Genomic DNA, 22,855 nt, shown 5'->3' with positions numbered 1-22,855 from the left:
CTCCCGGTCGATCGGCGTTTGCCCCGGTGCCGGGGACGAGGGAGAGCACCCGTCACCGCGTGCGGGACCGGCTCGGACGGGATCCGGGGCGCGCGCGCAGGCCGGCGCGCGCCTCAGTCGGCCAGCGCGATGGACACGCGGCGGTTCTGGCGGCCCTTCTTCTCGATCTTGACGAGAAGGACGCGGCCGATCTCGCCGGTGCGCGCCACATGGGTCCCGCCGCAGGGCTGGAGATCCACCTGCTCCGCCCCCTGCCCGATCCGCACGAGCCGCACCCGCCCCTGTCCGGTCGGCGGCATCACCGACATGGTCTTGACGATGGAGGGATCGGCCAGAAGCTCCTCGTCGGTGATCCAGTCCTCGGTCACAGCCAGATCGCGGGCGATCAGGGCGTTCAGCTCCGCCTCGAGCGCCGCGGGATCGGCCGGGGGTTCGGGCATGTCGAAATCGAGCCGCCCGCGCTCGGCGCCGATCTGGCCGCCGGTGACGGGCAGCGGGATCACGACCGACAGAAGATGCAGCGCCGTATGCACCCGCATGTGCCGGTGCCGCCGCTCCCAGTCGAGGGTCTGGCGCACCGAGGCGCCTTCGGGCGGCAGCGGACCGGCCTCGGCCGGCACGAGGGCGATCCGCCCGCCGTCTGCCTTGACCGCGGTGGCCACGTCGATCCGCCCGCCGTCCCAGTCGAGAAAGCCGCTGTCGCCGGGCTGGCCGCCGCCCGTGGCATAGAAGATCGAGCGGTCGACGAGAATGCCGCCCTCGGGCGTGAGGCCCAGAACGCGGGCCTCGGCCTCGCGCAGGTAGGGGTCGGTGCGGAAAAGCGGTTCGGTCATCAGCGCGTGCTCCCGGTTCCTTCGGAGGCTCCTTCGGCGTCGGCCTCTCCGTCGCCGTCCGCGTCCTCCTCTTCCTCGGTCTGGCGGTGCAGGTCCACCACATGCGTGCCCTTCGGCACATTGTCCTTCTGCGGCCTGTGCGGCGGCTCCACCACGAGGAGCGCCGCGATCTCCGCCTCGGTCAGGCCGTTCTCCACCTCCGGCTCCGACGCGGGCCAGATCTCGCGCGGGATGTGGGTGAGGCCGATGCCTTCCTCGGCGAAACGCTTCGCGATCATGTGGTTGATGTCCGAGCGCACCGACAGCGAGAAGTTCACGTCGCGCAGGATCACCCGGATCTCGAAGCTCAGGAATTCCTGCGTGAAGCCCATGAAGACGATGGAGGGCGGCGGGTTGAGGATCGCCAGCGGCTGCGCCTCGGCGATCTCGCGCAGCACGCGCTCGACATGGCGGGTGTCGCTGCCGTAGGCCACGCCCACCGGCACGATCAGCCGGCCGGTCATGTTGTAGCGCGTCCAGTTCGTCACCTGCCCCGCGACCAGATCCTGGTTCGGCACGATCACGTCGGTGCGGTCGAAGGTCTGGATCCGGGTCGAGCGGACCGAGATCGACTTCACCGTGCCCTGCACGCCGCCCACCTCGATCCAGTCGCCCTCGGAGACCGGGCGCTCGATCAGCAGGATGATGCCCGAGACGAAGTTGCCGACGATGTTCTGCAGGCCGAAACCGATGCCGACCGAGAGGGCCCCGGCGACGATGGCGAGGTTCGACAGGTCGAGGCCCGCCGAATTGACCGCGACGAGGGCCGCGAGGATGATCCCGAGATAGCCCACGCCCGACACGACGGCATTGCGCCCGCCCTGATCGAGCCGGGTCTTGGGCAGGATCTGGCTTTTCAGCGCGCCTTGCAGCAGGCGCGTGATGCCGTAGCCGATCGAGAAGACGATGGCGAGCAGAAGGAAGCTCGTGGGCGAGATCCGGGTGGAGCCCACCTGATAGCCCTCGCGGAAGCGGGCCCAGATCTCGGTGAGGTCCGCCACCCGCGCGCCCCAGACGAGCGCCAGCAGCGGCACCAGAGCGAGCGCGAGCAGGAAGCCGATCAGCACCGGCAGAAGCGCGTCGCGCCCGCCGTCCTCGTTCCGCGTGGCGAGGCCGTAGAGATCGACCACCAGCGTCTGCAAGACGAAGAGCACGCCGATCAGCCCGAGGGTCAGGCCCGCCGGATAGACCAGCGCCGTCGCCGCGGCGATGTAGCCCGGCAGCGCCAGCAGCGGCGCGATCACGCCGATCGCGATGGCGCCGCGGCCCAGAAGGTCGATCACGCTGTTGCGGAAGCTCGAAGGTTCGTCGTCGCCCAGATCGTTGCGCACGCTGGCGAGCATCAGCTGACCGATGCGGAACAGCAGGAGCCCCGCCACCACGATGAACGGGAAGGCCATGACCGAGGTTGCGGCCTCGCCCACCCGCGCGGGCGGCAGCGCCACGGTGCGCAGCGCGTCGAGCGCCATCACGACGCCGAACATCGCGGTGTGGAACCGGCCTTCGCGCCGACGGTCCTCGGAGAGGTTCAGCGGCGAGGTCTGCAGGCCGTTCTTGGGGAAGACCCGGCCTGCCAGCCAGCCAGCCGCATAGAGGATGAAGCTGATCGCGGGCAGCACCTCGACGACCAGCGTCGTGCGCGGCCCGGCCATCGCCGAGAGCGTGATCGCGTGGCTCACGGCCACCACGCCCGCGACCGGCGCCACGATCTGGCCCAGCGAGACGAGCAGCGAGCCCACCTTGCGGCCGCGCGCGGATGCCTGATCCTGAAGCGTCTGGGTCAGGCGCTCCATCAGCGCCCGGCCCCGGGCGATCAGCAGCAGGCCCACCACCAGAAGCCCGAGGATCGCGGGAAGGTTGTCGCGCGCGGTGGCGCGAGCCCGCTCCGACCCGAACCGGGTGGCCCCCTCGTTCCACAGATCGACGGCGAGGGTGCTCGTCTCGCTGGCCGCCGCCGGCCAGTTGGCCGGATTGAGCGGCATGGGCCAGAGGCGCAGCAGTTCCTGCGTCTGGCGCTCGCGCACCACGCGGTCGATCTCGCGGATCAGCCCGTCGGCGCGCTGATAGGCCTCCTCGGCCGACACGACCGGGGCGCGCAGCTCGGCCAGCTGCTCGGTCAGTTCCTTGCGCCGCTGGGCGATGTCGTCGGGCTCGGTCGCGCCCTCGGCGGGCGCGGGCCCCAGCGCGTCGACCTGACCCCGCACCGAGGCGATGCGGCTGGCGTTGATGCCCTGCGCGCGCAGGAAGGTGTCGCGCCATTCGACCAGATAGCCGCGCATCGCCTCGTAGGCGACGCTGTCGGTCTCGCGGTCGGCGATCTCGCGTTCGGCGCGGGTCGCCGTCTTCTCCCACTGCTTGTAGTCGGGCGGGGCGAGCTCGTCGGCCGAGGTCGCGGGCCCGAGGATGCCCTGCGCCAGCGTCGGAGCGGGGGCGAAGGCGTGCAGCGCCGCGCAGGCCAGACAGGCCCAGACCAACCAGAGCCGCATCGAACGCAGGGCCTTCATGGGTCAGAGATCCTCGAACACCGCAGGGATCGCCGGGGGCGCCTCGTCGAGCCATTGCGGCACGGGCAGCCCCTTGTCGCGCAGGAACTGCGGATTGAAGAGTTTGGACTGGTAGCGGTTGCCGTAGTCGCAGAGCACGGTCACGATCCGGTGGCCCGGCCCCATCTCGCGCGCCATGCGGATCGCGCCGGCGATGTTCACGCCCGACGAGCCGCCGAGGCAGAGGCCCTCTTCCTGCATCAGGTCGAAGATGATCGGCAGCGCCTCGGCATCGGGGATGCGGTAGCTGAAGTCGGGGGTCAGCCCCTCGAGGTTGGCGGTGATCCGGCCCTGCCCGATGCCTTCGGTGATCGAGCTGCCGGGCGCCTCGAAGGTGCCTTCGGTGTAGAAGCTGTGCAGCGCCGCGCCCTCGGGATCGGCGAGGCCGATCTTCACGCCCCTGGGCTGAAGCGCCATGGCCACGCCCGCGAGCGTGCCGCCCGAGCCCACGGCACAGATGAAGCCGTCGACCTTGCCGTCGGTCTGCTCCCAGATCTCGGGGCCGGTCGTCTCGACATGGGCCTGACGGTTCGCGGTATTGTCGAACTGGTTGGCCCAGATCGCGCCGCGCTCTTCGGTGCGGGCCAGCGCCTCGGCGAGGCGGCCCGAATAGCGGACGTAGTTGTTCGGATTGCGGTAGGGCGCCGCCGGAACCTGAACGAGATGCGCGCCCGCAAGGCGCAGCATGTCCTTCTTCTCCTGGCTCTGGGTCTCGGGGATGACGATGACCGTGCGGAAGCCCATCGAGGCGCCCACCAGCGACAGGCCGATCCCGGTGTTGCCGGCCGTCCCCTCGACGATGGTGCCGCCCGGTTGCAGGAGCCCCTTCGCCACCGCATCGCGGATGATGTAGAGCGCGGCGCGGTCCTTGACCGACTGGCCCGGGTTCAGGAACTCGCATTTCCCGAGGATCTCGCAGCCCGTGAGCTCCGACGCCTTGCGGAGGCGGATGAGGGGGGTGTTGCCGATCGCTTCGGCAAGGTCACGTTGGATGCGCATGGGGGCCGTCCTTTCTGAGGCTCCCTGTGTAGGAGGCAGGTCCGGCGAACTCAAGCGCCGCCGCCATCACGCCTGCCGGCGCTCAGCGGCTTTCAGCCCGGACGGGCGGAAGGCCATGGCGCGCCTGCCGGTCAGACCCGCGCGACGCCCTCTTCCTCGCGGAGCCAAGGCAGAACCCGCGACCGCACCGGGACGCAGGCCTCAGCGAATTGCCGGAGGGCAGTATCCGGCAGAGCTCTTCCCGAGCGGGGCAGCCGACGGCCGGACGCTTGCGGCCGCGGGCGCCGTCAGGCGGCGTGGCGGCGAACCTCGATACCGGCGGGGGCGGTTCGTCACTCCCCGCGCAGGCGCGGGCGTTCGCGGTCGAGCCATAAGGCGGTGAGCAGGAGCGGCCCGTTGCAGATCTCGCCCGAGCGGATCAGCGCCATCATCTCATCGAAGGACATGAGGTGGCCGCGGATGTCCTCGCCCTCGCCCTCCATGCCGAAGATGCCCTCGATCCCGTCGTCCAGCTGGGCCAGCGCGACATAGGAATAGAGATATTCCGCCTTGGCCGCCGGGGTCGGATAGTAGGAGGCCACCGGCAGGAGCGCGCCGAGGTCGAGCCCCGCCTCCTCCACCGCCTCGCGGCGGGCCGCGGCCTCGGGCGTCTCTCCGGGATCGACCCGGCCTGCGATGGGCTCGAGGAGCCAGGGCTGGGCATCGCCGCGGCCGAGGGGACCGGGGCGGAACTGCTCGATCAGCAGCACCCGGTCGCGCACCGGATCGTAGGGCACCACCGTCACCGCATCGCCGGAGATGAAGACGGCGCGGTTCAGCGTGGGGCTCATGCCGCCGCCGAAGCTGCGGAACGACAGGTCATATTCCTCCACCGCGAAGAAATTGGCATAGGGCTGGCTGCGCCGCACGATCCGGACGTCGCCCGGCTGCGCGGCATGGCGCCGCCGGGCCGGCCCCGGATCGGCCGCGGCCCGCACGCGGCTCGCGCCCTGCACCAGCATCAGCCGGTAGCGTCGCGCGATCCGCTCGGCCGGCACCTCCGGCCAGAGGGCCATCACGTCGCCCGCCGTGGCGACGACGATGGGCCCCCAGAGCGCGCCCCACGCCGCCTCGTCCCACGGCTCGAGCCCCTCGGGCGGGGCGAAGAAGACGAGCGCCGGCGCGCCCGCCACCGCGAGCGTGCGGGCCTCGTGGCCGGTCGCGGTCTGGTAGTGCAGGAGCCGCGCCCCCGCCTCGGCACCGAGCTCCATCACGAGGCCCGCCACCGACGCGCCGGGCGCAGGCATGGGCGAGACCGTGGCCCCCGCCGCGCCCAGAGCATGATCGGCGAGCCGCGCGGGCACCCCGTCCGGGGCGGAGCCCAGCACCCGCTGCCGCAGCCCGTCGGAGGCCAGCGGCCCGCAGAGAAAGACACGCATCATTTCCACCGTCGCCCGGCCCATTCCGTCAGACTGCCCGCGATCATCCCGCCCAGGGCGAGCGTGCCGAGAATCTCGGGCCTCGCCAGAAGCTGCGCCTGATCCAGCATGAGATCAAACACCCCGAGCAGCGCCTCGATCGGGCCGTCATAGAGCATCCGCATCGCGCGGAGCACCATGATGTAGAGGGAATAGCCGAGGAGCGCGAGAAAGACCCCCGTCACCACCGTCCGTACGCCCGTCCCGAGCGCGGGCCAGTAGCCCCGCCCGGCCCGCGCGCCCGAGATCGCCCAGCCGCAGAGAAGCCCCGCAAGCGCGCCCCAGGGGCCGAAGAGGGCGGTGGGCGTGCCCTCGGGCACTTCCCCGGCGAAGAGCCGCCCCCCCAGATAGCCCAGCGCCGCGAAGGCCAGGGCGGCGACGAGTTTGGCGGCGGTCGGCATTCCTGTCCTGCCCGAGGGGGCCGTCTTACGCGGCCCGCGTTACGGTGATCTGCGTCACGTCGCAGTTTCCGCCGTCGAATGAGCCTGCGCAAGAGGTGAGATAGAAGTTCCACATGCGGCGGAACCTCTCGTCGAAGCCCAGCGCCGCCACCCGGTCCCAGCGGTCGTTGAAGGTCTCGTGCCAGCGGCGCAGCGTCATGGAATAGCTCTCGCCGAACTCGACCGAGTCCGTTACATGCAGCCCCGCCTTCGCCACCTCGACCCGGAGCGCGGTGGGCGAGGGCAGCATCCCGCCGGGGAAGATGTACTTCTGAATGAAATCCACCCCCCGCCGGTAGACCTCCCACCTCTTGTCCTGCACGGTGATGATCTGCAGCGTGGCATTGCGCCCGGGCTTCAGCCGCTCGCGCAGGGTCTGGAAATAGACCGGCCAGTATTTCTCGCCCACCGCCTCGAACATCTCGATCGAGGCGATGCCGTCGAAGCTGCCCCGCTCGTCGCGGTAGTCCTGAAGCCGGATCTCGACCCGGTCCGACAGGCCCGCCCGCGCGATCCGCTCGACCGCATAATCGTGCTGCGCCTGGCTGATGGTGAGGCCCGTCACCCGCAGCCCCCGCTCGCGCGCCGCATATTCGGCGAAGCCGCCCCAACCGCAGCCGATCTCCAGCACATGCTCGCCGGGCTGCGCGCCGATCCGGTCGACCATGCTGGCATATTTCGCCCGCTGCGCCTCCTCGAGGCTCTCCTGCCCGGTCCGGAAGAGCGCCGAGGAATAGGTCATGCTCTCGTCGAGCCAGAGGGCGTAGAAGTCGTTGCCGAGGTCGTAATGGGCCGCGATGTTGCGGCGGGCCTGCCGCTTCGAGTTGCCGCGCAGCCAGTGGCGCAGGTTCTCGTAGGCGCGCAGCAGCCCCTGACCGGGAAAGCCGTCATAGACATCGTCATTGTCGGCATGGATCAGATCCATGAAGGCCTGCAGGTCCGGCGTCGACCAGCCGCCGTCGAGATAGGCCTCGCAGAAGCCGAGGTCGCCCTCGCGGATCAGACGGGCGAAGAGATCCGCATCATGAATGTCGAGTTCGGCGACCGGCCCCGGCCCCTGCCCCTCGACCCGGAAGCGCCGCCCGTCGTCGAGCACGAAGTCGAGCCGACCGTGGCGCAGTCCCTGCATCACGTCGAACACCTGCGAGAAATAGCGCGGCAGATCCTGCTGGCCGCGCGTGCTGGTCAGAGCCGTCATTCGTGTCCTTCCTCGTCGGCAGAGGGCCGTGTCTCAGTTGTTGCGCCGCCCGTAGGCGGCCAGTGCCCGCTCCCGCCCCTCCGCCAGCCCCACGACGGGCCGAGGGTAGCATCGATCGGGCCGAAGGCCCCAGCTTCGCGGCACCGCCTCGAAGAAGGCAAGCGCCTCGGGGCCGGGCCTGCGCGCGATTTCAGCAAGGAACCTCTGGCGATAGGCACTCTCGGGATCGAACTTCTCGGCCTGGGTCGCGGGGTTGAAGATGCGGAAATAGGGCGAGGCATCGGGCCCCGACCCTGCGACCCACTGCCAGCCGAGCGCGTTCGACGCCGGGTCCCAGTCGATCAGGCAGTCCTCGAACCAGGCCTGACCCACGCGCCAGTCAGTCAGCAGATGCTTCGTAAGGTAACTGCCCGCGATCAGCCGCGCGCGGTTGTGCATGGTGCCGGTCACGAACAGTTCGCGCATGGCCGCATCGACGAAGGGCTCGCCGGTCATGCCACGCCGCCAGCGTTCCGCGTCGGGATTGTCGCCGCGCCAGGGAAAGGCATCCCAGTCGCCGCGCCAGTTGCGGCGCGCGATCTCGGGCGTGTGGTAGAGCAGATGCCAGCCGAACTCGCGCCAGGCGAGCTCCTGGAGGAACTTCTCGGCCCCCGCCCGCCCCTCCGCACGGGCACGCATGCCGGCGTGCCAGAGGCTGCGGGCCGAGATCTCGCCATAGGTGAGGTTTTCCGACAGGCGCGAGGTCACGGGCGCATCCGGCCGGTCGCGCTCCGCGGCATAGCGGTCGAGCGGCCCGCTCAGGAACCGCGTCAGCCGTTCGGCCGCCGCCGCCTCGCCCACCGCCAGATGCGGCGCCACCACGGCCGCGCCTCGGTGCATCGCCCGCCCCAGATCCCAACAGGCCAGCCGCTCGGAGACCGGCCACTCCGCGGGAGACAGCAGCCGCGCGGGCGGCGGGGAGGAAGCCGCGACCGGGCGGTCCTTCACCGCTTTCCAGAACGGCGTATAGACCCGGTAGAAGCCGCCCTGCCCGGTCTCCACCTCGCGGGGCTCGAAGATCGTATGGCCCGCATGGCTCGCGGCCTCGATGCCCGCCTGCCGGAGCCCCGCCTTCACCCCCTCGTCGCGCGCCCGCCAGTCCGGCTCCCAGAGCCGCGACCAGTGCACCCCCGCAGCCCCGGTCTCGGCCACCAGCGCCTCGAGCACGGCAAGCGCCGGCCCCCGCCGCAGCACGAGCCGGCTGCCCAGTCCTTCCAGCGCCCGAGCGAAGGCCTCCACCCCGAGACCCAGCCGCCATTTCGGCGCGGCGCCCAGCGCCTCGGTCTCGGGATCCAGAATGAACAGCGGGATCAGCGGCCGGCCCGTGGCCGCCGCCTCTGCCAGCATCGGATTGTCGGCCAGCCGCAGATCGCGCCGGAACCACAGGATCAGGGGAGCGTCGGCCATCATGCCCTTTCTCGTCTCCTCCCTCTTACGCGCGGGCCCGCTTCCCGGATCATCCTCTCGCCCCAACTCTTTCATTCTGGTTGAAATATCCTCGGGGGGAGATCGGCCTGAGGCCGATCCGGGGGGCAGACGCCCCCCCGCGCCCGCGCGGCCCTCAGCGCCCCAGCACCGCGTCGAGCGCGAGCATCAGCTGCGCCACCTCGGCCTCCGACGTGTAATGGACGAAGCTCAGCCGCAGCACGCCCCGGGCGGGATCGATCCCCAGCGCCTCGAGCGGACGGACGGCGTAGAAATCCCCCGCGCTCGCCATGATCCCGTGCGCGGCCAGCGCGGCCGCGACGGGCGCCACGGGCCGGTCGAGCACCAGCGCCACGGTGGGGGCCCGGGTCTCGGGCGTGCGCGGCCCGATCAGGCGCAGGTCGTTGCGCGCCGCCAGCTGGTCGAGGAGCGGCCGCAGAAGCCGGATCTCATGCTCGCGCATCAGCCGGTGCACCGCGCGCGACCGCTCGAGCGGCGCGGCCCCGCCCGCGCCGTGATGGGCCGCCAGCGCATCCACATAATCGGCAAGCCCCGCGCAGGCCGCGACCTGCGCATGGTCCGGCCCCGCCGGCGTGAAGCGCTTGAACAAGGTGTCCGCGTTGAACCAGTGCCCCTGCGCGGGCAGAAGCTCGGCCAGCGCGCGCCGCATCAGCAGGATCCCCTGATGCGGGCCGTAGGTCTTGTAGGCCGAGAAGAGATAGATATCGGCCCCGAGCGCCTCCATGTCGGGCAGGCCGTGGGGCGCATAGCTCACGCCGTCCACGCAGGTGAAGGCGCCCGCCGCCCGCGCGGTGGCGCAGATCTCGGCCACCGGATTGATCTCGCCCACGACGTTCGAGCAATGCGGGAAACAGACCAGGCGCACCCGCCCGTCGGCCAGAAGCGGCGGCAGGCCCGCGGGATCGAGATGGCCCGTTTCGGGATCGATGCGCCATTCGCGGACCTCGATCCCCTCGTGGGCGAGCCTACGCCAGACGCCGCTGTTGGCCTCGTGGTCCTGGTTCGTCACGACGATGGCCCCGCCCTCGCGCGAAAGCCAGCCGCGCACCGCCTGCGCCAGAACGTAGGTGTTGGCCGAGGTCGAGGGGCCGAAGGACAGCTCGTCCTCCTCCACCCCCATCAGGGCGGCGAGGCGGCTACGCGCCTCGTCCATCTCGGCGCCCGCCGCATGCGAGGCGGCATAGGGCGCATAGGGCTGCACCTTGCGCTGGTGGTAGAAGCGGCTCAGCCGGTCGATCACCGGCCGGCAGGTGTAGGAGCCTCCCGCATTCTCGAAGAAGGCCTGTCCCGCCAGCGCGGGTTCCGAGAAGGCGGGGAAAAAGGAACGGACGTAGCCTATGTCGAGCAAGGTCATGCAAACTCCGGGGCTGACCGGCCGAGGCTAGCCATCCGCCTGCGGCAAGACAAGGCATCCTCCGACCACGGCTGCCACGGCGGGACGGAGCGGCGGCGCGGGCAGCGGCCTCCCCGCGCCGCCGGCGCCGCCTTCCGCCCTCGCAACGGCCCGTCCGCCCGCGATCTGCCCACCCGCCGCACAAGCCTGCGTGAAGAGCGCGCCCGGCGCTTGCCCCGAGGCCGCGCCGCCCCCCAGACTGCAATAAACGCTTGAGCCGCTACCGCCCCTATTCTAGCGTCCGACCATCGGCCGGCCAGCCCGGGACCCGTCGCAGACCAATGTTTCAAGGAGCTTACATGATCCGCCGCACCACCCTCCTGGCCAGCGCCGCCGCCCTCGTCGCGCTGCCCGCGCTCGCCGCCGATCCCGACCTCATCGTCTTCGACTGGGCCGGCTTCGAGAGCGAAGGCCTGCTGAAGAGCTACATCGAGAAGAACGGCCAGATGCCGACCTATGCGCTCTATGGCGACGACGACGAGGCCTTCCAGAAGGTGGCCTCCGGCTTCAAGTCGGACGTGACCCATCCCTGCTCGCAGATGGTCTCGAAATACCGCGACGCGGGCCTGATCGAGCCCTGGGACGTGAGCCGGATCCCAGAATACGACAACATCGCGCCGCGCTTCAAGGATTCCAGGATCTTCAACGACGATCAGGGCGTCTGGTACATCCCCACCGACTATGCCTACACGGCCATCGCCTACAACACCGACAGCGTGCCCGCCGAGGACGTGGCCTCGGTCCAGTCCTTCCTCGACCCGAAATATGCCGGGCGCATCTCGCTGCCCGACAACACCGACGACATCTGGTCGCTGGCGCTTCTGGCCACCGGCGTCTCGGACTGGACGAACCTGACCGAGGAGCAGTTCCAGGCCGGCGCCCAGTGGCTGCGTCAGGCGCACGAGAATGTCCGCGCCTACTGGGCCGACCCGTCCGAGCTGGCGCAGCTGATGGCGACGGGCGAGGTGCAGCTCGCCTGGACCTGGAACGACGCCATCGCGCTGATGCGGCAGGAAGGCTTCCCCGTGGGCTTCCAGCGACAGTCGAAGGAGGGCTCGGCCACCTGGTTCTGCGGCTATGTCAACATGAAGGACGCGCCCGGCAGCGAGGACAAGGCCTACGACTTCATCAACTCGTGGCTCGCCCATTCCTCGGCCGCCTCGCTGCTCGAGACCCACGGCTATGCGCTGACGAACGAGGCCGCCATGGCCGAGATCACCCCGGAGGCGCTGAAGGCGGCCGAGCTCGACCCGGTCGACACGACGCTGCTGGCCCAGACCCCGCTCGATCCGGCGATGCGCGACCGGATGCTCGAGGAATTCGAGAAGATCAAGGCGGGCTTCTGATCCGCCCGGCGGGCGCTCCGGCGCCCGCCTCCGCACGCGCGGACGGCCACGCCTCCTCCGAGAGGATCCGCGTAGCCCTCCCGAGCACTCTCCCCTCGCCGCACGGATCCGGCCCTTGTCCGCCCCCCTCCGGGGCACCCGAGCAGCCCGCATCCCGGATAGCCGCTCCCCATCCCCTGCACCGTCTGCCGGCGGAGGGCCGCCCGCCCCTTCGCGCTCCCGAGCCCTCTCGGGAAAAGCGCTCCCGGTCGGCGCCCCGTCATCCGCGGACAGCCCGGTCTCCGCAGCCCCGCTTCCGACCACCCGGCCTGAGCCGGCTCTTCCCCCGGCCCGTGGCGCATGGGCTGAGAGACCGTCCGGCGGCGCTGCTCCGGACGGCCATGGATCTCGTGACCCTCCTCGCGACCGGCGCCGCAGAGGCCCGGCACGCCACGCGGCCCGCGTGCCCCCCCCGCGAACGCCGGCCCGTGCGGGTGGAGCCCGTCGCGGCGCTGCCCCACGGATCCGCCCCGGCACGCCTGCGGCCGCTTGCGGAGGCCGCCCCTCCCGCCTATATTCCGCCTGTCCGGGGCAACCCGGACTATGGACATAAACGCGCTCGTCATAAGCGGATCGGACCCGGGGGCGGTACCCGGCGGCTCCACCAACAGTCCCTCGTTGGGGGCGGAGGGGGCCGAAACAGGATCGACGAACGTCTAAAGGGGTTGGCTTTGTCCCGGTGAGGTACCACCGTTATCGGTCCGAAAAGTACAGTTGCCAACGACAACCGTGCTCCGGTGGCTCTGGCTGCGTAAGCAGTTCGAGTTATCGAAACTTAAGCCCTTGCGCTTAGCCGCGTAAGGCGGGGTTCGCAGGTACCTGGCAACAGAAACCTGCACTTCCTCCTTGCCCTGCGACCCGGCCCGCGCCACGCTTCGCGCCATGATCCGCGCGCTCGCCCTCGCCCTGTCGCTCGCCTGCCACGGCCCGGCGCGCGCCTGCGAGACCGCCCTCCTCCTCGCCATCGATGTGTCGGGCTCGATCGACCGCGGCGAATATGCGCTGCAGGCGGAGGGGCTGGCCTTGGCCCTCTCCGACCCGGCGGTGGCCGATCTGCTCCTCGCGGGCGAAAGCGCCCTCGCCATCGTCCACTGGTCGGGGGTGGGCCGGCAGGCCCTGGCGCTGCCCTGGCGGCGGATGCTCGCGCCCTCCGACGTGGCGGCCTTCGCCGGGGCCAGCCGCACCCTGCCGCGGGCCTTCGCTGCCTCCGACACGGCGGTGGGCGAGGCCATCTCCTTCTCGCTCGCGCAGTTCGCGGCCGTGGGCGACTGCCGCCGCAGGGTCATCGACATCTCGGGCGACGGGCCGGAGAATGCGGGCTTCACCGTGGCCCGCGCCCGCCGCGCGGCCGAGGCCGCCGCCGTCGAGATCAATGCCATCGCCATCGAGGACATGGGCGCCTCGGCCCCGATCACCGCCTTCTACGACCGCTGGGCCGTCACCCGGACCGGCTTCGTGCTGACCGCCCGCGGGCTGCAGGACTACCGGCGGGCGATCCGCGAGAAACTGCTGCGCGAACTCGGCAAGCCCGCCAGTTGAACCGCCCCGCCGTTCGCCTTCCGGCTGAAAATGCGAGGCGCCGCCCCCTTTTCTTCCGAACCGAATCCCCTATGCTGGCCCCGAAGCGACAGGGGATCTTGCATGGCGCGTTCGATCGATTACGGCAACCTCATGCACCGCGCGATGCGGGGCCTGATCCAGAGCGTGCTCGAGGATGTGGCCGAGCACGGGCTGCCCGGCGCGCACCATTTCTTCATCACCTTCGACACGACCCATCCCGATGTGGCCATGGCCGACTGGCTCCGCGCGCGCTATCCGCAGGAGATGACGGTCGTGATCCAGCACTGGTACGAGAACCTCTCCGCCGACGACCACGGCTTCTCGGTCACGCTGAACTTCGGCAACCAGCCCGAGCCGCTGGTCATCCCCTTCGATGCCGTGCGCACCTTCGTCGACCCGTCCGTGGAATTCGGCCTCCGGTTCGAGACCCACGAGGAGGACGAGGAGGAGGAGACGGGCGGCGACGAGGATCCCGACGGCGACGACGAGCCGCCGCGCCACGACGCGCAGGTCGTGAGCCTCGACAAGTTCCGCAAGTAGCGCAGGCCTGCGCTTTCACTCTGCCCAAATATCCCCGGGGGAGTCTCCGGCTCTGCCGGAGACGGGGGCGGGCAGCCCCCGCGACGGTGCGGTATGCGACGGCATGCCGATTGATTTTCCTGCCCGTCTTGCCTAAGAGCTTGCGGGAAAATCAAGGAGCTTGCGCATGACTGCAACCCGCACCGAGACCGACAGCTTTGGCCCGCTCGAGGTTCCTGCCGACAAATACTGGGGCGCCCAGACGCAGCGGTCGATCCAGAACTTCCCGATCGGCTGGGAGAAGCAGCCGGTGGCCATCGTCCGGGCCCTGGGCGTGATCAAGAAGGCCTGCGCGCTCGTCAATGTGGCCCAGGGCGACATGCCCGAGGAGCTGGGTCAGGCCATCGCCGCTGCCGCGACCGAAGTGATCGAGGGCCGCTTCGACGACAATTTCCCGCTCGTCGTCTGGCAGACCGGCTCGGGCACCCAGTCGAACATGAACGCGAACGAGGTGATCTCGAACCGCGCCATCGAGATGCTGGGCGGCACGATGGGCTCGAAGAAGCCCGTCCATCCGAACGACCATGTGAACATGGGCCAGTCCTCGAACGACACTTTCCCCACCGCCATGCATGTGGCCATCGGCATGATGGCGCGCGACGTGCTGCTGCCGGGGCTCGAGAAGCTCCATGCAGCCCTTGTCGCCAAGTCGGAAGAGTTCAAGGACATCATCAAGATCGGCCGCACCCACACCCAGGATGCGACGCCGCTGACGCTCGGGCAGGAATTCTCGGGCTATGCCAAGCAGGTCGAGAAGGGCATCGCCCGCGTGAAGGCCTGCCTCCCCGACATCTACGAGCTCGCGCAGGGCGGCACGGCGGTTGGCACGGGCCTGAACACCCGGCAGGGCTGGGACAGCCGCGTGGCCGCGAAGATCGCCGAGATCACGGGCCTCCCCTTCGTCACCGCCGAAAACAAGTTCGAGGCGCTGGCCGCGCACGATGCGATGGTCATGTTCTCGGGCGCGCTGAAGACGGTCGCGGCCTCGCTCTTCAAGATCGCCAACGACATGCGGCTTCTGGGCTCGGGTCCGCGCTCGGGTCTGGGCGAGCTGATCCTGCCCGAGAACGAGCCCGGCTCCTCGATCATGCCGGGCAAGGTGAACCCGACGCAGGCCGAGGCGCTGACCATGGTCTGTACCCATGTGATGGGCAATGACGCGGCGATCGGCTTCGCGGGCAGCCAGGGCCACTTCGAGCTGAACGTCTACAATCCGATGATGTCCTACAACGTGCTGCAATCGATGCAGCTTCTGGGCGATGCTGCGGGCAGCTTCACCGACAACATGGTGGTCGGCACGCAGGCCAACGTGGCGCGGATCGACAAGCTGATGAAGGAGAGCCTGATGCTGGTGACGGCGCTGGCCCCCACCATCGGCTATGACAATGCCACCAAGGTCGCCAAGACCGCGCACAAGAACGGCACGACGCTGCGCGAGGAGGCCATCGCCCTCGGCCTCGTCGATGCCGAGACCTTCGACCGCGTCGTCCGCCCCGAGGACATGATCGGGCCGAAGGGCTGATGGCCGAGATCGTCAACCTTCGCGCGAAGCGCAAGGCGGCGGAGCGCGATGCCCGCCGCCGGAAGGGCGACGAGAATGCAGCGAAGCACGGCCGCACCAGGGCCGAGCGCAGGCTGGAGGAGACCCGGGCCGAACAGGCCCGGGCGCATCTCGAGGGCCACCGCCGCGAGACGGACGCGCCCGACGAGCCCACCGATCCATGAACGGCCGCCCGGAGAAACACTCGCTCACTCTGAAGGGCCACCGCACCAGCGTCTCGCTCGAGGCCGACTTCTGGCGCGCCTTCCGCGAGATCGCAGCCGAGCGCGGCCTGCCGCTCAATGCGCTGGCGGCCGAGGTGGACGAGGCCCGCGACCCGGAGGTGGGCCTTGCCTCCGCGCTCCGCGTCTTCGTGCTGCGCCACTACCGCACCGGCCGCTGAGCCTCCGCGCGCGGCGCACCCGTCGTCCCTTGCCCTGAACTCACCCGGTCGATCCGCCCCCGGCCCGGGAACCGCTCGGCCAGCGGCCTCGGCCCGGCCGTCACGCGGAAGACATCGTAATCTCCTGGCCTGTCATAGGCGCAGAGATACTGCAGATGGCGCAGCCCCGGCCGGCCCCGCAGCCTGCGCCTCCGCGCGGGCGAAAGCGTCTCCGCGAGCGCGGCCGAGATCGCCAGCGGCCAGAGCTGGCCCTCCGGGGCCACGCCCGACACCGACACCGGGTCGCAGAGCGCGAAGCAGAGCGGATCCTCGCGCGCGCTCACATCGACCCAGGTCAGTTCCGCCGCGGCCGCCAGCGCGTTCAGATCGCGCCGGACCTGCCGGGCCTCGGGCAGGAAGGACAGGAGCGGCACGCGCTGTCCCAGCGTCAGCAGCGCGAGCGCCGGCCGGCGGCCGGGCAGTCCGCCGCGCAGCAGGTCGGCCATGAGCGACACGGCAAGCGCCGCGCCCGTGGAATGGCCCACCACCAGCAGCTCGTCGCACTCGCTCCGCAGCGCCTCCGACAGGGCGGCGCGAAAGCGGCCCATCCGCTCGGCAAGGGCGGGCGACAGCGCCCCGCGCTGCCGGGCCAGCAATCCCAGATCGGCAAACGGCAGCGGAGGAAAGCGGACCCGCAGGAGGAGGACCCCCGCAAGCAGGAGCCCCGCCAGCCAGCCCGCCGGCGGCCAGATCAGGGCGGCCAGCGCCTGAGCCAGCAGCAGCCCCGCGCCCAGCGCCAGCGCGGCAAGCCCGGAGAGCACCGCTGGCGGCACGAGGATCGCCAGCACCGCCACAGGCCGCAGCCGGAACAGGCGCAGGAGCGTGCCGGTCGCGAGATAGATCCAGAGCGTGCCGAGCCTGCCCGCGAGCGCCGGCAGGATCGCCTGCCCCGCCGCTCCGGGAACGAGATCGGCCCAGGGCAGAAGCTCGACCTCGGTGTCGCAGAAGCCCGCCTCCATCGCGCCCGCGACGCGCCAGGATGCGGGCCCCCGCCCCGGGCGCAGCGCCAGCGCCATCTCCGCGAGGTCGGCCTGCGCCGTCCCCTGCCGCAGATAGAGCTCCCGGTAGAAGGCGGGCGGCACCGGTTCGCCGCCGGGGATCAGGAACACCCGCCGCCGGAAAGGTCGCCTCAGCTTCGGTTCCGCCAGCAGGTCCATCATCCGCTCCCGTCACGACAGGAGCAGATTACCCCAGCCGGGCCAGCGCCGGGAAGGTCTCGAGCAGCCAGTAGGAGAAGCTCGAGAAGCCGCCCGTCAGCATGAGAAGGCCGATGGTCCAGAGCAGCAGCCCCATGATGCGCTCGATCCGCTCCATATGGCGCTTCATCCAGCCCATGACGCCGGTGAGCCGCGGAAAGAAGGCCGCGACGAGCAGGAAGGGGATGCCGAGGCCTGCGGCATAGATGGCGAGCAGCGTGGTGCCGCGCGCGATGCTCGCCTCGGAGGCGGCGAGCGTCAGGATCGCGCCCAGCTGCGGGCCGATGCAGGGCGTCCAGCCGAAGGCGAAGGCGAGGCCCAGCACGTAGGCACCGAAGGCCGAGCCGCCGCGGTCGCCCGCATCCATCCGCATCTCGCGGTCGAGGAAGGGAATCCGGTAGACCCCCACGAAATGCGCCCCGAAGGCCATGACGATGACGCCCGCGAGCGTGGCGAAGGTTTCTGCATTGGACAGGAAGAAGGCGCCGAAGGCCGAAGCGGTGAAGCCGAGGAACAGGAAGACCGTCGAGAGGCCCAGCACGAAGAAGAGCGCGGCCATCAGCGGGCCGCGCCGGGCGCCCTGATTGAGCTCCTTCATCGAGATGCCGCCCATGTAGGCGAGGTAGGGCGGCACGATGGGCAGCACGCAGGGGCTGAGGAAGGAGAGCACCCCCGCCACCAGCGCGATCAGCATCGCCGGCAGCAGCCCTGCGTCGATCAGGTCCAGTCCGAACATCTTGGCTCCCTCTTTGTCCCTCTCCTAGCCGCTCGGCGCCGCCCCGTCACGAGGGCGCGTCTCACATTGACGTGGATCGGCCCCCGGCGTATCGCGCGGAACCGGGCCGCCCGCGTTGATCCGGCGCAACCTCTGGAGACGGCGATGGAGTTCGACGAGGATCTCGACTGCGCGGGGCTGCTCTGCCCCCTGCCCGTCCTGCGCGCCCGCAAGCGGCTGATGGCGATGGCGCCGGGCCGGGTGCTGCGGGTGACGGCGACCGACCCGATGGCGGTGATCGACCTGCCGCATTTCTGCGCCGAGGCCGGGCACGAGGTTCTGTCCTGCGACCGGGAGGGCGCCGAGAGCGTCTGGCTCATCCGCCGCGGCTGAGCCGCCAATCACCGCAGGTCGCGAAGCCCCGGAATCCCGCCTGCTCGGGCGGTCGGCCACCGCGCGAGCCTCCCATCGGCTCCTGCGGGAACGAACAGGGGCGCCCGGAGGCGCCCCTGTGTCAATCTCTGGAGATCAGCGGCCGATCGACCACCAGCCGCGGCGCTTGGGCTTGTTGTCCTCGCCCTCGCCCGCCTCCTCGGCCACCGGCTCGGGCTGCGGCGCAGGCGTTTCGGCCACAGGCGCTTCGGCGGCGGGGGCTTCGGCGGCGGGCGCCTCGGCGTCGTCTCCGGGGCCGCCTCGGTCGTCCGGGCGATTTCAAGCGAGGCTTCCGCCGGCGTCTCGTCGACCGTCACGGCCACCTCGACCGCGGGAACGGCCTCGGCTGCGGCGGCCGTCTTGCGGCTGCGGCTCGTGCGGGTGCGCGGCTTCTTCGCCTCCTTGGCGGGCGCTTCAGCAGCGGGCGCCTCCGCGGGCGCCTCCGCGGCGGCTTCGGCCGGAGCCTCCTCCGTCACCTTCGGCTTCCGCGTCCGGGTGCGCTTGCGCGGGGCCGCGGGCTCCTCGGCGGCCGGTGCGGCCACCGGATCGGCGGGGGTCGGCTCCGGCTCGGCCGCGGCCGGCTCGGGCGCGCTCACGACGGCCTCGGGCGCCAGCTCCGGGACGGCGGCGGCGGCTTCGACGGCCTCCGGCTCGTCGGCGGCATCGCCCTCATCCTCGTCCGACTCGTCGCCCTCGTCGCCGTTCTCCTGCGCGTCGGAGCCGTTGGCGCCGTTCACGCCGTTCCGACGCCGCCGCCGACGACGGCGCTTCTTCTTCGGCTGCCCCTCCGAGGGCGCCGCCTCGGCCGCGTCCGCGACCTCCTCGGCCTCCTCGACGATCTCGGGCTCTTCCTCGACCCAGTCGTCCTCGGGCTCGTCCACCGGCGCACCCATCAGATCGGCGCTGCCCGAGATCACCTTCACGGCTTCCGGCACCACACGGGTCGCGGTCTTGAACTTCTCGATCACATAATCGGGGCTCGAGAGCGAGGGATCGGCCTCGACACGCACGGCCATGCCGTAGCGCGCCTCGATCATGGCGATATGCTCGCGCTTGCTGTTCATCAGGAAGTTGACAACCGCAATCGGTGCGCGAAGAAGCACTTCCTTCGAGCGCTTGCGGGTGCCCTCTTCCTCGAGCTGGCGCAGGACCTGAAGCGCGAGGCTGTCGTCCGACCGGATCAGACCCGTGCCGTGGCAGTGGGCGCAGGGCTGGGTGGTCGATTCGAGCATTCCCGGACGGAGGCGCTGGCGGCTCATCTCCATCAGGCCGAAGCCCGAGATGCGGCCGACTTGGATCCGGGCGCGGTCGGTCTTCAGCTTGTCCTTCAGGCGCTTCTCGACGGCGGCGTTGTTCTTGCGCTCTTCCATGTCGATGAAGTCGATGACGATCAGACCGGCGAGGTCGCGCAGCCGCAGCTGGCGCGCCACCTCTTCGGCGGCCTCGAGGTTCGTCTTGAGCGCGGTCTCCTCGATCGAGCCTTCCTTGGTGGCCCGGCCGGAGTTCACGTCGATGGCGACCAGCGCCTCGGTCACACCGATGACGATGTAGCCGCCGGATTTCAGCTGGACCACCGGGTTGAACATGCCCGAGAGGTAGCTTTCCACCTGATAGCGCGCGAAGAGCGGCATCGGCTCATCGTAGCGGATCACCTGCCGGGCGTGGGCCGGCATGATCATCCGCATGAAGTCCTTGGCGGTGCGGTAGCCCGTCTCGCCCTCGACCAGCACTTCCTCGATCTCGCGGTTGAAGAGGTCGCGGATCGTGCGCTTGATGAGGTCGCCCTCCTCGTAGATCGGCGCGGGCGCGACCGACTTCAGAGTGAGGTCGCGGATCTGCTCCCAGAGGCGGAGGAGATATTCGTAGTCGCGCCGGATCTCCTGCTTGGTGCGCTTGGCGCCGGCGGTGCGGATGATGAGGCCCGCGCCTTCCGGCACTTCGAGCTCGGAGGCGATCTCCTTCAGCTTCTTGCGGTCGGCGGCCTGGGTGATCTTGCGCGAGATCCCGCCGCCGCGCGCGGTGTTGGGCATCAGCACGCAGTAGCGCCCGGCGAGGCTGAGATAGGTGGTCAGCGCCGCGCCCTTGTTGCCGCGCTCTTCCTTGACGACCTGCACCAGCATGATCTGGCGCACCTTGATGACTTCCTGGATCTTGTAGCGGCGCGAGCGGGGCTTCCTGGGCGCAGGGATCTCCTCGGCCACATCCTCGTCGGCCACGGATTCGATCTCGTCGTCGCCATCCGAGGCATGGTCCATCGCCCGGTAGGGCTTTTCGTCCGCATCCGGCGCCTCGGGCTGGCCGCTGTCGGCGGCACCCGCGTCGGAGCCATCGGTCTCGTAGAGCGCGTCGGCACCCGTCTCCTCGCCCAGATCGACGACATCCATGCCCGCCACATCGCCGGACTGGACCGCATCGCCCGAGGCCGCGGCGGCCGGAGCGGGGCGGGACCGGCGGCGCGAGCGGCCGTGGTCCTCGTCATCTTCCGCCCGCGCATAGGCCCGCTCTTCCTCGAGCAGCGCCTTACGGTCGGCGACCGGGATCTGGTAATAGTCGGGGTGGATCTCGGCGAAGGCGAGGAAGCCGTGCCGGTTGCCGCCGTAATCGACGAAGGCCGCCTGCAGCGACGGCTCGACGCGCGTTACCTTGGCGAGATAGATGTTGCCGGCGAGCTGCCGCTTGTTGACGGTCTCGAAGTCGAACTCCTCGACCTTGTTTCCGTCCACCACCACGACCCGGGTCTCCTCCGGGTGGGTGGCATCGATAAGCATTTTCTTGGCCATTTGATTCCATGGCACCCGGACAACGGGCTTTGGCCGGAGCAAGCTCCGGCCGGTATCCGCTGTGCGTGGTGGCTTGTTCGGGCGAAGCTGCGCCGGGGGCCAGAGCGCGCGGAGCCCCATGGGCCCCTCGCGCAATCTGGCAGTCGGTCGGCGCGGCTCATCGCGGTTCTATATCCCGGGACGCCGGGGCGTCCATTGTACTGGCCCGATCCGTCAGGGACTTGGCGGGCGATCGTGGGGACCTTTCGGTCCGACTGTCTGCTGAGGCCGCGCTTCGGACGCCTCGTCCGAATGGCGCGCACGGCAGAGAAACTGGTGCGCAAACTCCTGCCGATAGCCGGGGGCTTGCGTAGGTGCGACATTAGCGGCAGGAACGGGCAAAAGACAATGGCCTATTTTTGCCCGACCGCCTGCAACCGCAGGTCGAGCGCGCCCTGCGACGCGCCGGTCAGGGTCGGCGGGGCCGACCCTGAACCGTTGGCAAGCTGTCTCGGAAGTGCTTCGGATCAGACGTAGTCGGCACGGCTGAGGCCGTATTTCGCCATCTTCTCGTTCAGCGTCCGGCGCGGCAGGCACAGCTCTTCCATCACGGCCACGATGGAGCCCTTGTGGCGGCGCATCGTATTGTCGATCAGCATCCGCTCGAAGGCCTCGACATAGTCCTTGAGCGGCTTGCCCTCGGTGGTGAGCGCGGGCCCCGATGCCTCGTTGTCCGCCATCAGCAGCGAGGCAATCGAGCCCGAGCCGCGGCGATTCTGCAGCACGGCCCGCTCGGCGATGTTGACGAGCTGGCGGACATTGCCGGGCCAGGGCGCCTGAAGCAGCTGGGCCGCCTCCTGCGCCGTCACCTGCGGCGCCTCGCAGCCGTATTCCTCGGCGAACTGCTCGGACATGCGGGTGAAGAGCGTGAGGATATCCTCGCCGCGGGTCCTGAGCGGCGGCAGCACGATGGTCATGGCACCGAGCCGGTAATAGAGATCCGAGCGCAGCACGTTCTCGAGCGTGGTGTCGGGGGCGTGCTCGTTGCAGATGGCGATGATCCGGGTCTCTGGCGGCGTGCCCTGCTCATTGATCACGGTCAGAAGCCGCGACTGGAGCGGGTGAGACAGCGACTCGATATCCTCGAGGCAGAGCGTGCCGCCGCGGGCCTCCTCGACGAGGGGCAGCGAGCCGTCCTCGGCCGGGCCGAACAGTTTCGACGACAGCTGATCCTCGGACCAGGCGGCGCAGGAGATAGTGACGAACTTGCGCCCGGCCCGTGCCCCCACCGCATGAAGCGCATGGGCGACCAGCGTCTTGCCGGTGCCGGTCTCGCCGTCGATCAGCACATGGCTGTCGGCCTGCCCCAGATCGAGGATGTCCTCGCGGAGACGCTCCATCACCGGCGACGAGCCGATCAGCTTCTTCATCAGCACCGTGCCGTCGCTGAGCTCGCGCCGGAGCGCCCGGTTGTCGAGCGTGAGCCGGCGCAGCTGGGTCGCGCGCTTGGCAAGCTCGGTCATCCGGTCGGGGTTGAAGGGCTTCTCGAGAAAGTCGAAGGCCCCCACCCGCATCGCCTCGACCGCCATCGGCACGTCGCCGTGGCCGGTGATGAGGATCACGGGCAGGCCCGAATCCATGCTCATCAGCTTCTTGAGGAACGTCATCCCGTCCATGCCGGGCATCTTGATGTCGCTGACGACAACGCCCGGAAAGTCCGCGTTGAGGCCCTTAAGCGCATCCTCGGCGCTCGCATAGGTTTCGGTGTCAAACCCCGAGAGCGCAAGCCACTGGCTGATCGACTGCCGCATATCGGCCTCGTCGTCGACGATCGCCACCTTCATTGCACGCGCCATGCCT

At 70.1% G+C, this 22,855-nt stretch carries 18 protein-coding genes, 1 other RNA gene and 1 pseudogene; 8 read left to right on the top strand and 12 right to left on the bottom strand.

Annotated elements, in window-relative coordinates:
• Positions 1–113: 113 nt before the first annotated feature.
• The 8 genes from RSP_RS03755 to RSP_RS03720 all read right to left on the bottom strand — a co-directional run bounded on the left by RSP_RS03755 (position 114) and on the right by RSP_RS03720 (position 10,348).
• Entirely contained in the window at positions 114–833 is a 720-nt protein-coding gene (locus RSP_RS03755) for an alanyl-tRNA editing protein (protein WP_011337268.1), read from the bottom strand.
• Positions 833–3,376, bottom strand: a complete 2,544-nt coding sequence (locus tag RSP_RS03750) for a DUF3772 domain-containing protein (protein ID WP_011337267.1) — start codon at positions 3,374–3,376, stop codon at positions 833–835. The genes RSP_RS03755 and RSP_RS03750 overlap by 1 nt, the downstream gene beginning before the upstream one ends.
• 3 nt (positions 3,377–3,379) lie before the next feature.
• On the bottom strand, positions 3,380–4,414 hold the full coding sequence (locus tag RSP_RS03745; protein WP_002719301.1) for a cysteine synthase A: 1,035 nt from the start codon (positions 4,412–4,414) through the stop codon (positions 3,380–3,382).
• Positions 4,415–4,746: 332 nt separating this feature from the next.
• Positions 4,747–5,832, bottom strand: coding sequence for a tellurite resistance ADP-ribose pyrophosphatase TrgB (gene trgB, locus RSP_RS03740; protein ID WP_011337266.1), 1,086 nt, complete (start codon positions 5,830–5,832; stop codon positions 4,747–4,749).
• Positions 5,832–6,272 carry a tellurite resistance protein TrgA gene (gene trgA, locus RSP_RS03735; RefSeq protein ID WP_011337265.1) on the bottom strand — a complete coding sequence of 147 codons (441 nt, stop codon included), beginning with the start codon at positions 6,270–6,272 and terminating at the stop codon, positions 5,832–5,834. The genes trgB and trgA overlap by 1 nt, the downstream gene beginning before the upstream one ends.
• Before the next feature lie 25 nt (positions 6,273–6,297).
• The gene (locus RSP_RS03730; protein ID WP_011337264.1) at positions 6,298–7,509 is read right to left on the bottom strand and encodes an SAM-dependent methyltransferase; all 1,212 of its coding nucleotides are present in this window, start codon (positions 7,507–7,509) and stop codon (positions 6,298–6,300) included.
• A 33-nt stretch (positions 7,510–7,542) separates the two neighbouring features.
• Positions 7,543–8,958: a DNA photolyase PhrA gene (gene phrA, locus RSP_RS03725; RefSeq protein WP_011337263.1), complete on the bottom strand. Its 1,416-nt coding sequence runs from the start codon at positions 8,956–8,958 to the stop codon at positions 7,543–7,545.
• 151 nt (positions 8,959–9,109) lie between these two features.
• On the bottom strand, positions 9,110–10,348 hold the full coding sequence (locus RSP_RS03720) for an aminotransferase class V-fold PLP-dependent enzyme (protein WP_011337262.1): 1,239 nt from the start codon (positions 10,346–10,348) through the stop codon (positions 9,110–9,112).
• A 338-nt stretch (positions 10,349–10,686) separates the two neighbouring features.
• Between RSP_RS03720 and RSP_RS03715 the strand changes: the two genes are divergently transcribed.
• The 7 genes from RSP_RS03715 (at position 10,687) to RSP_RS03685 (ending at position 15,854) form a co-directional block, all read left to right on the top strand.
• On the top strand, positions 10,687–11,733 hold the full coding sequence (locus RSP_RS03715; protein ID WP_002719295.1) for an ABC transporter substrate-binding protein: 1,047 nt from the start codon (positions 10,687–10,689) through the stop codon (positions 11,731–11,733).
• A gap of 524 nt (positions 11,734–12,257) precedes the next feature.
• Positions 12,258–12,612: a transfer-messenger RNA gene (gene ssrA / locus RSP_RS03710) on the top strand.
• Between the two features lie 42 nt (positions 12,613–12,654).
• On the top strand, positions 12,655–13,311 hold the full coding sequence (locus tag RSP_RS03705) for a DUF1194 domain-containing protein (protein ID WP_011337261.1): 657 nt from the start codon (positions 12,655–12,657) through the stop codon (positions 13,309–13,311).
• Between the two features lie 102 nt (positions 13,312–13,413).
• Complete coding sequence (locus tag RSP_RS03700) at positions 13,414–13,872, top strand: SspB family protein (protein ID WP_002719293.1); 459 nt, start codon at positions 13,414–13,416, stop codon at positions 13,870–13,872.
• 166 nt (positions 13,873–14,038) lie between these two features.
• Positions 14,039–15,433, top strand: a complete 1,395-nt coding sequence (fumC, locus tag RSP_RS03695; protein ID WP_011337260.1) for a class II fumarate hydratase — start codon at positions 14,039–14,041, stop codon at positions 15,431–15,433.
• Positions 15,433–15,636, top strand: a complete 204-nt coding sequence (locus RSP_RS03690) for a DUF4169 family protein (protein WP_011337259.1) — start codon at positions 15,433–15,435, stop codon at positions 15,634–15,636. The genes fumC and RSP_RS03690 overlap by 1 nt, the downstream gene beginning before the upstream one ends.
• The gene (locus RSP_RS03685) at positions 15,633–15,854 is read left to right on the top strand and encodes a ribbon-helix-helix domain-containing protein (RefSeq protein ID WP_002719290.1); all 222 of its coding nucleotides are present in this window, start codon (positions 15,633–15,635) and stop codon (positions 15,852–15,854) included. The genes RSP_RS03690 and RSP_RS03685 overlap by 4 nt, the downstream gene beginning before the upstream one ends.
• On the opposite strand, the gene RSP_RS03680 is transcribed toward RSP_RS03685, so the two are convergent.
• Together RSP_RS03680 and RSP_RS03675 are read right to left on the bottom strand one after the other, a co-directional pair.
• Entirely contained in the window at positions 15,836–17,050 is a 1,215-nt protein-coding gene (locus tag RSP_RS03680) for a hypothetical protein (protein WP_011337258.1), read from the bottom strand. The genes RSP_RS03685 and RSP_RS03680 overlap by 19 nt on opposite strands.
• Positions 17,051–17,078: 28 nt before the next feature.
• Entirely contained in the window at positions 17,079–17,825 is a 747-nt protein-coding gene (locus RSP_RS03675) for a cytochrome c biogenesis CcdA family protein (protein ID WP_002719288.1), read from the bottom strand.
• A gap of 144 nt (positions 17,826–17,969) precedes the next feature.
• On the opposite strand from RSP_RS03675, the gene RSP_RS03670 reads away from it, so the two are divergent.
• Positions 17,970–18,197 carry a sulfurtransferase TusA family protein gene (locus RSP_RS03670; RefSeq protein WP_011337257.1) on the top strand — a complete coding sequence of 76 codons (228 nt, stop codon included), beginning with the start codon at positions 17,970–17,972 and terminating at the stop codon, positions 18,195–18,197.
• Between the two features lie 135 nt (positions 18,198–18,332).
• On the opposite strand, the pseudogene RSP_RS03665 reads toward RSP_RS03670, so the two are convergent.
• Together RSP_RS03665 and RSP_RS03660 are read right to left on the bottom strand one after the other, a co-directional pair.
• A pseudogene (locus RSP_RS03665) lies at positions 18,333–21,016 on the bottom strand (Rne/Rng family ribonuclease).
• A gap of 506 nt (positions 21,017–21,522) precedes the next feature.
• Entirely contained in the window at positions 21,523–22,851 is a 1,329-nt protein-coding gene (locus RSP_RS03660; RefSeq protein WP_002719285.1) for a sigma-54-dependent transcriptional regulator, read from the bottom strand.
• Positions 22,852–22,855 lie beyond the last annotated feature (4 nt).

The organism is Cereibacter sphaeroides 2.4.1 (genome assembly GCF_000012905.2).
In the GTDB taxonomy this organism is placed as follows: domain Bacteria; phylum Pseudomonadota; class Alphaproteobacteria; order Rhodobacterales; family Rhodobacteraceae; genus Cereibacter_A; species Cereibacter_A sphaeroides.
This window is presented reverse-complemented; position numbering and strand designations above follow the sequence as displayed.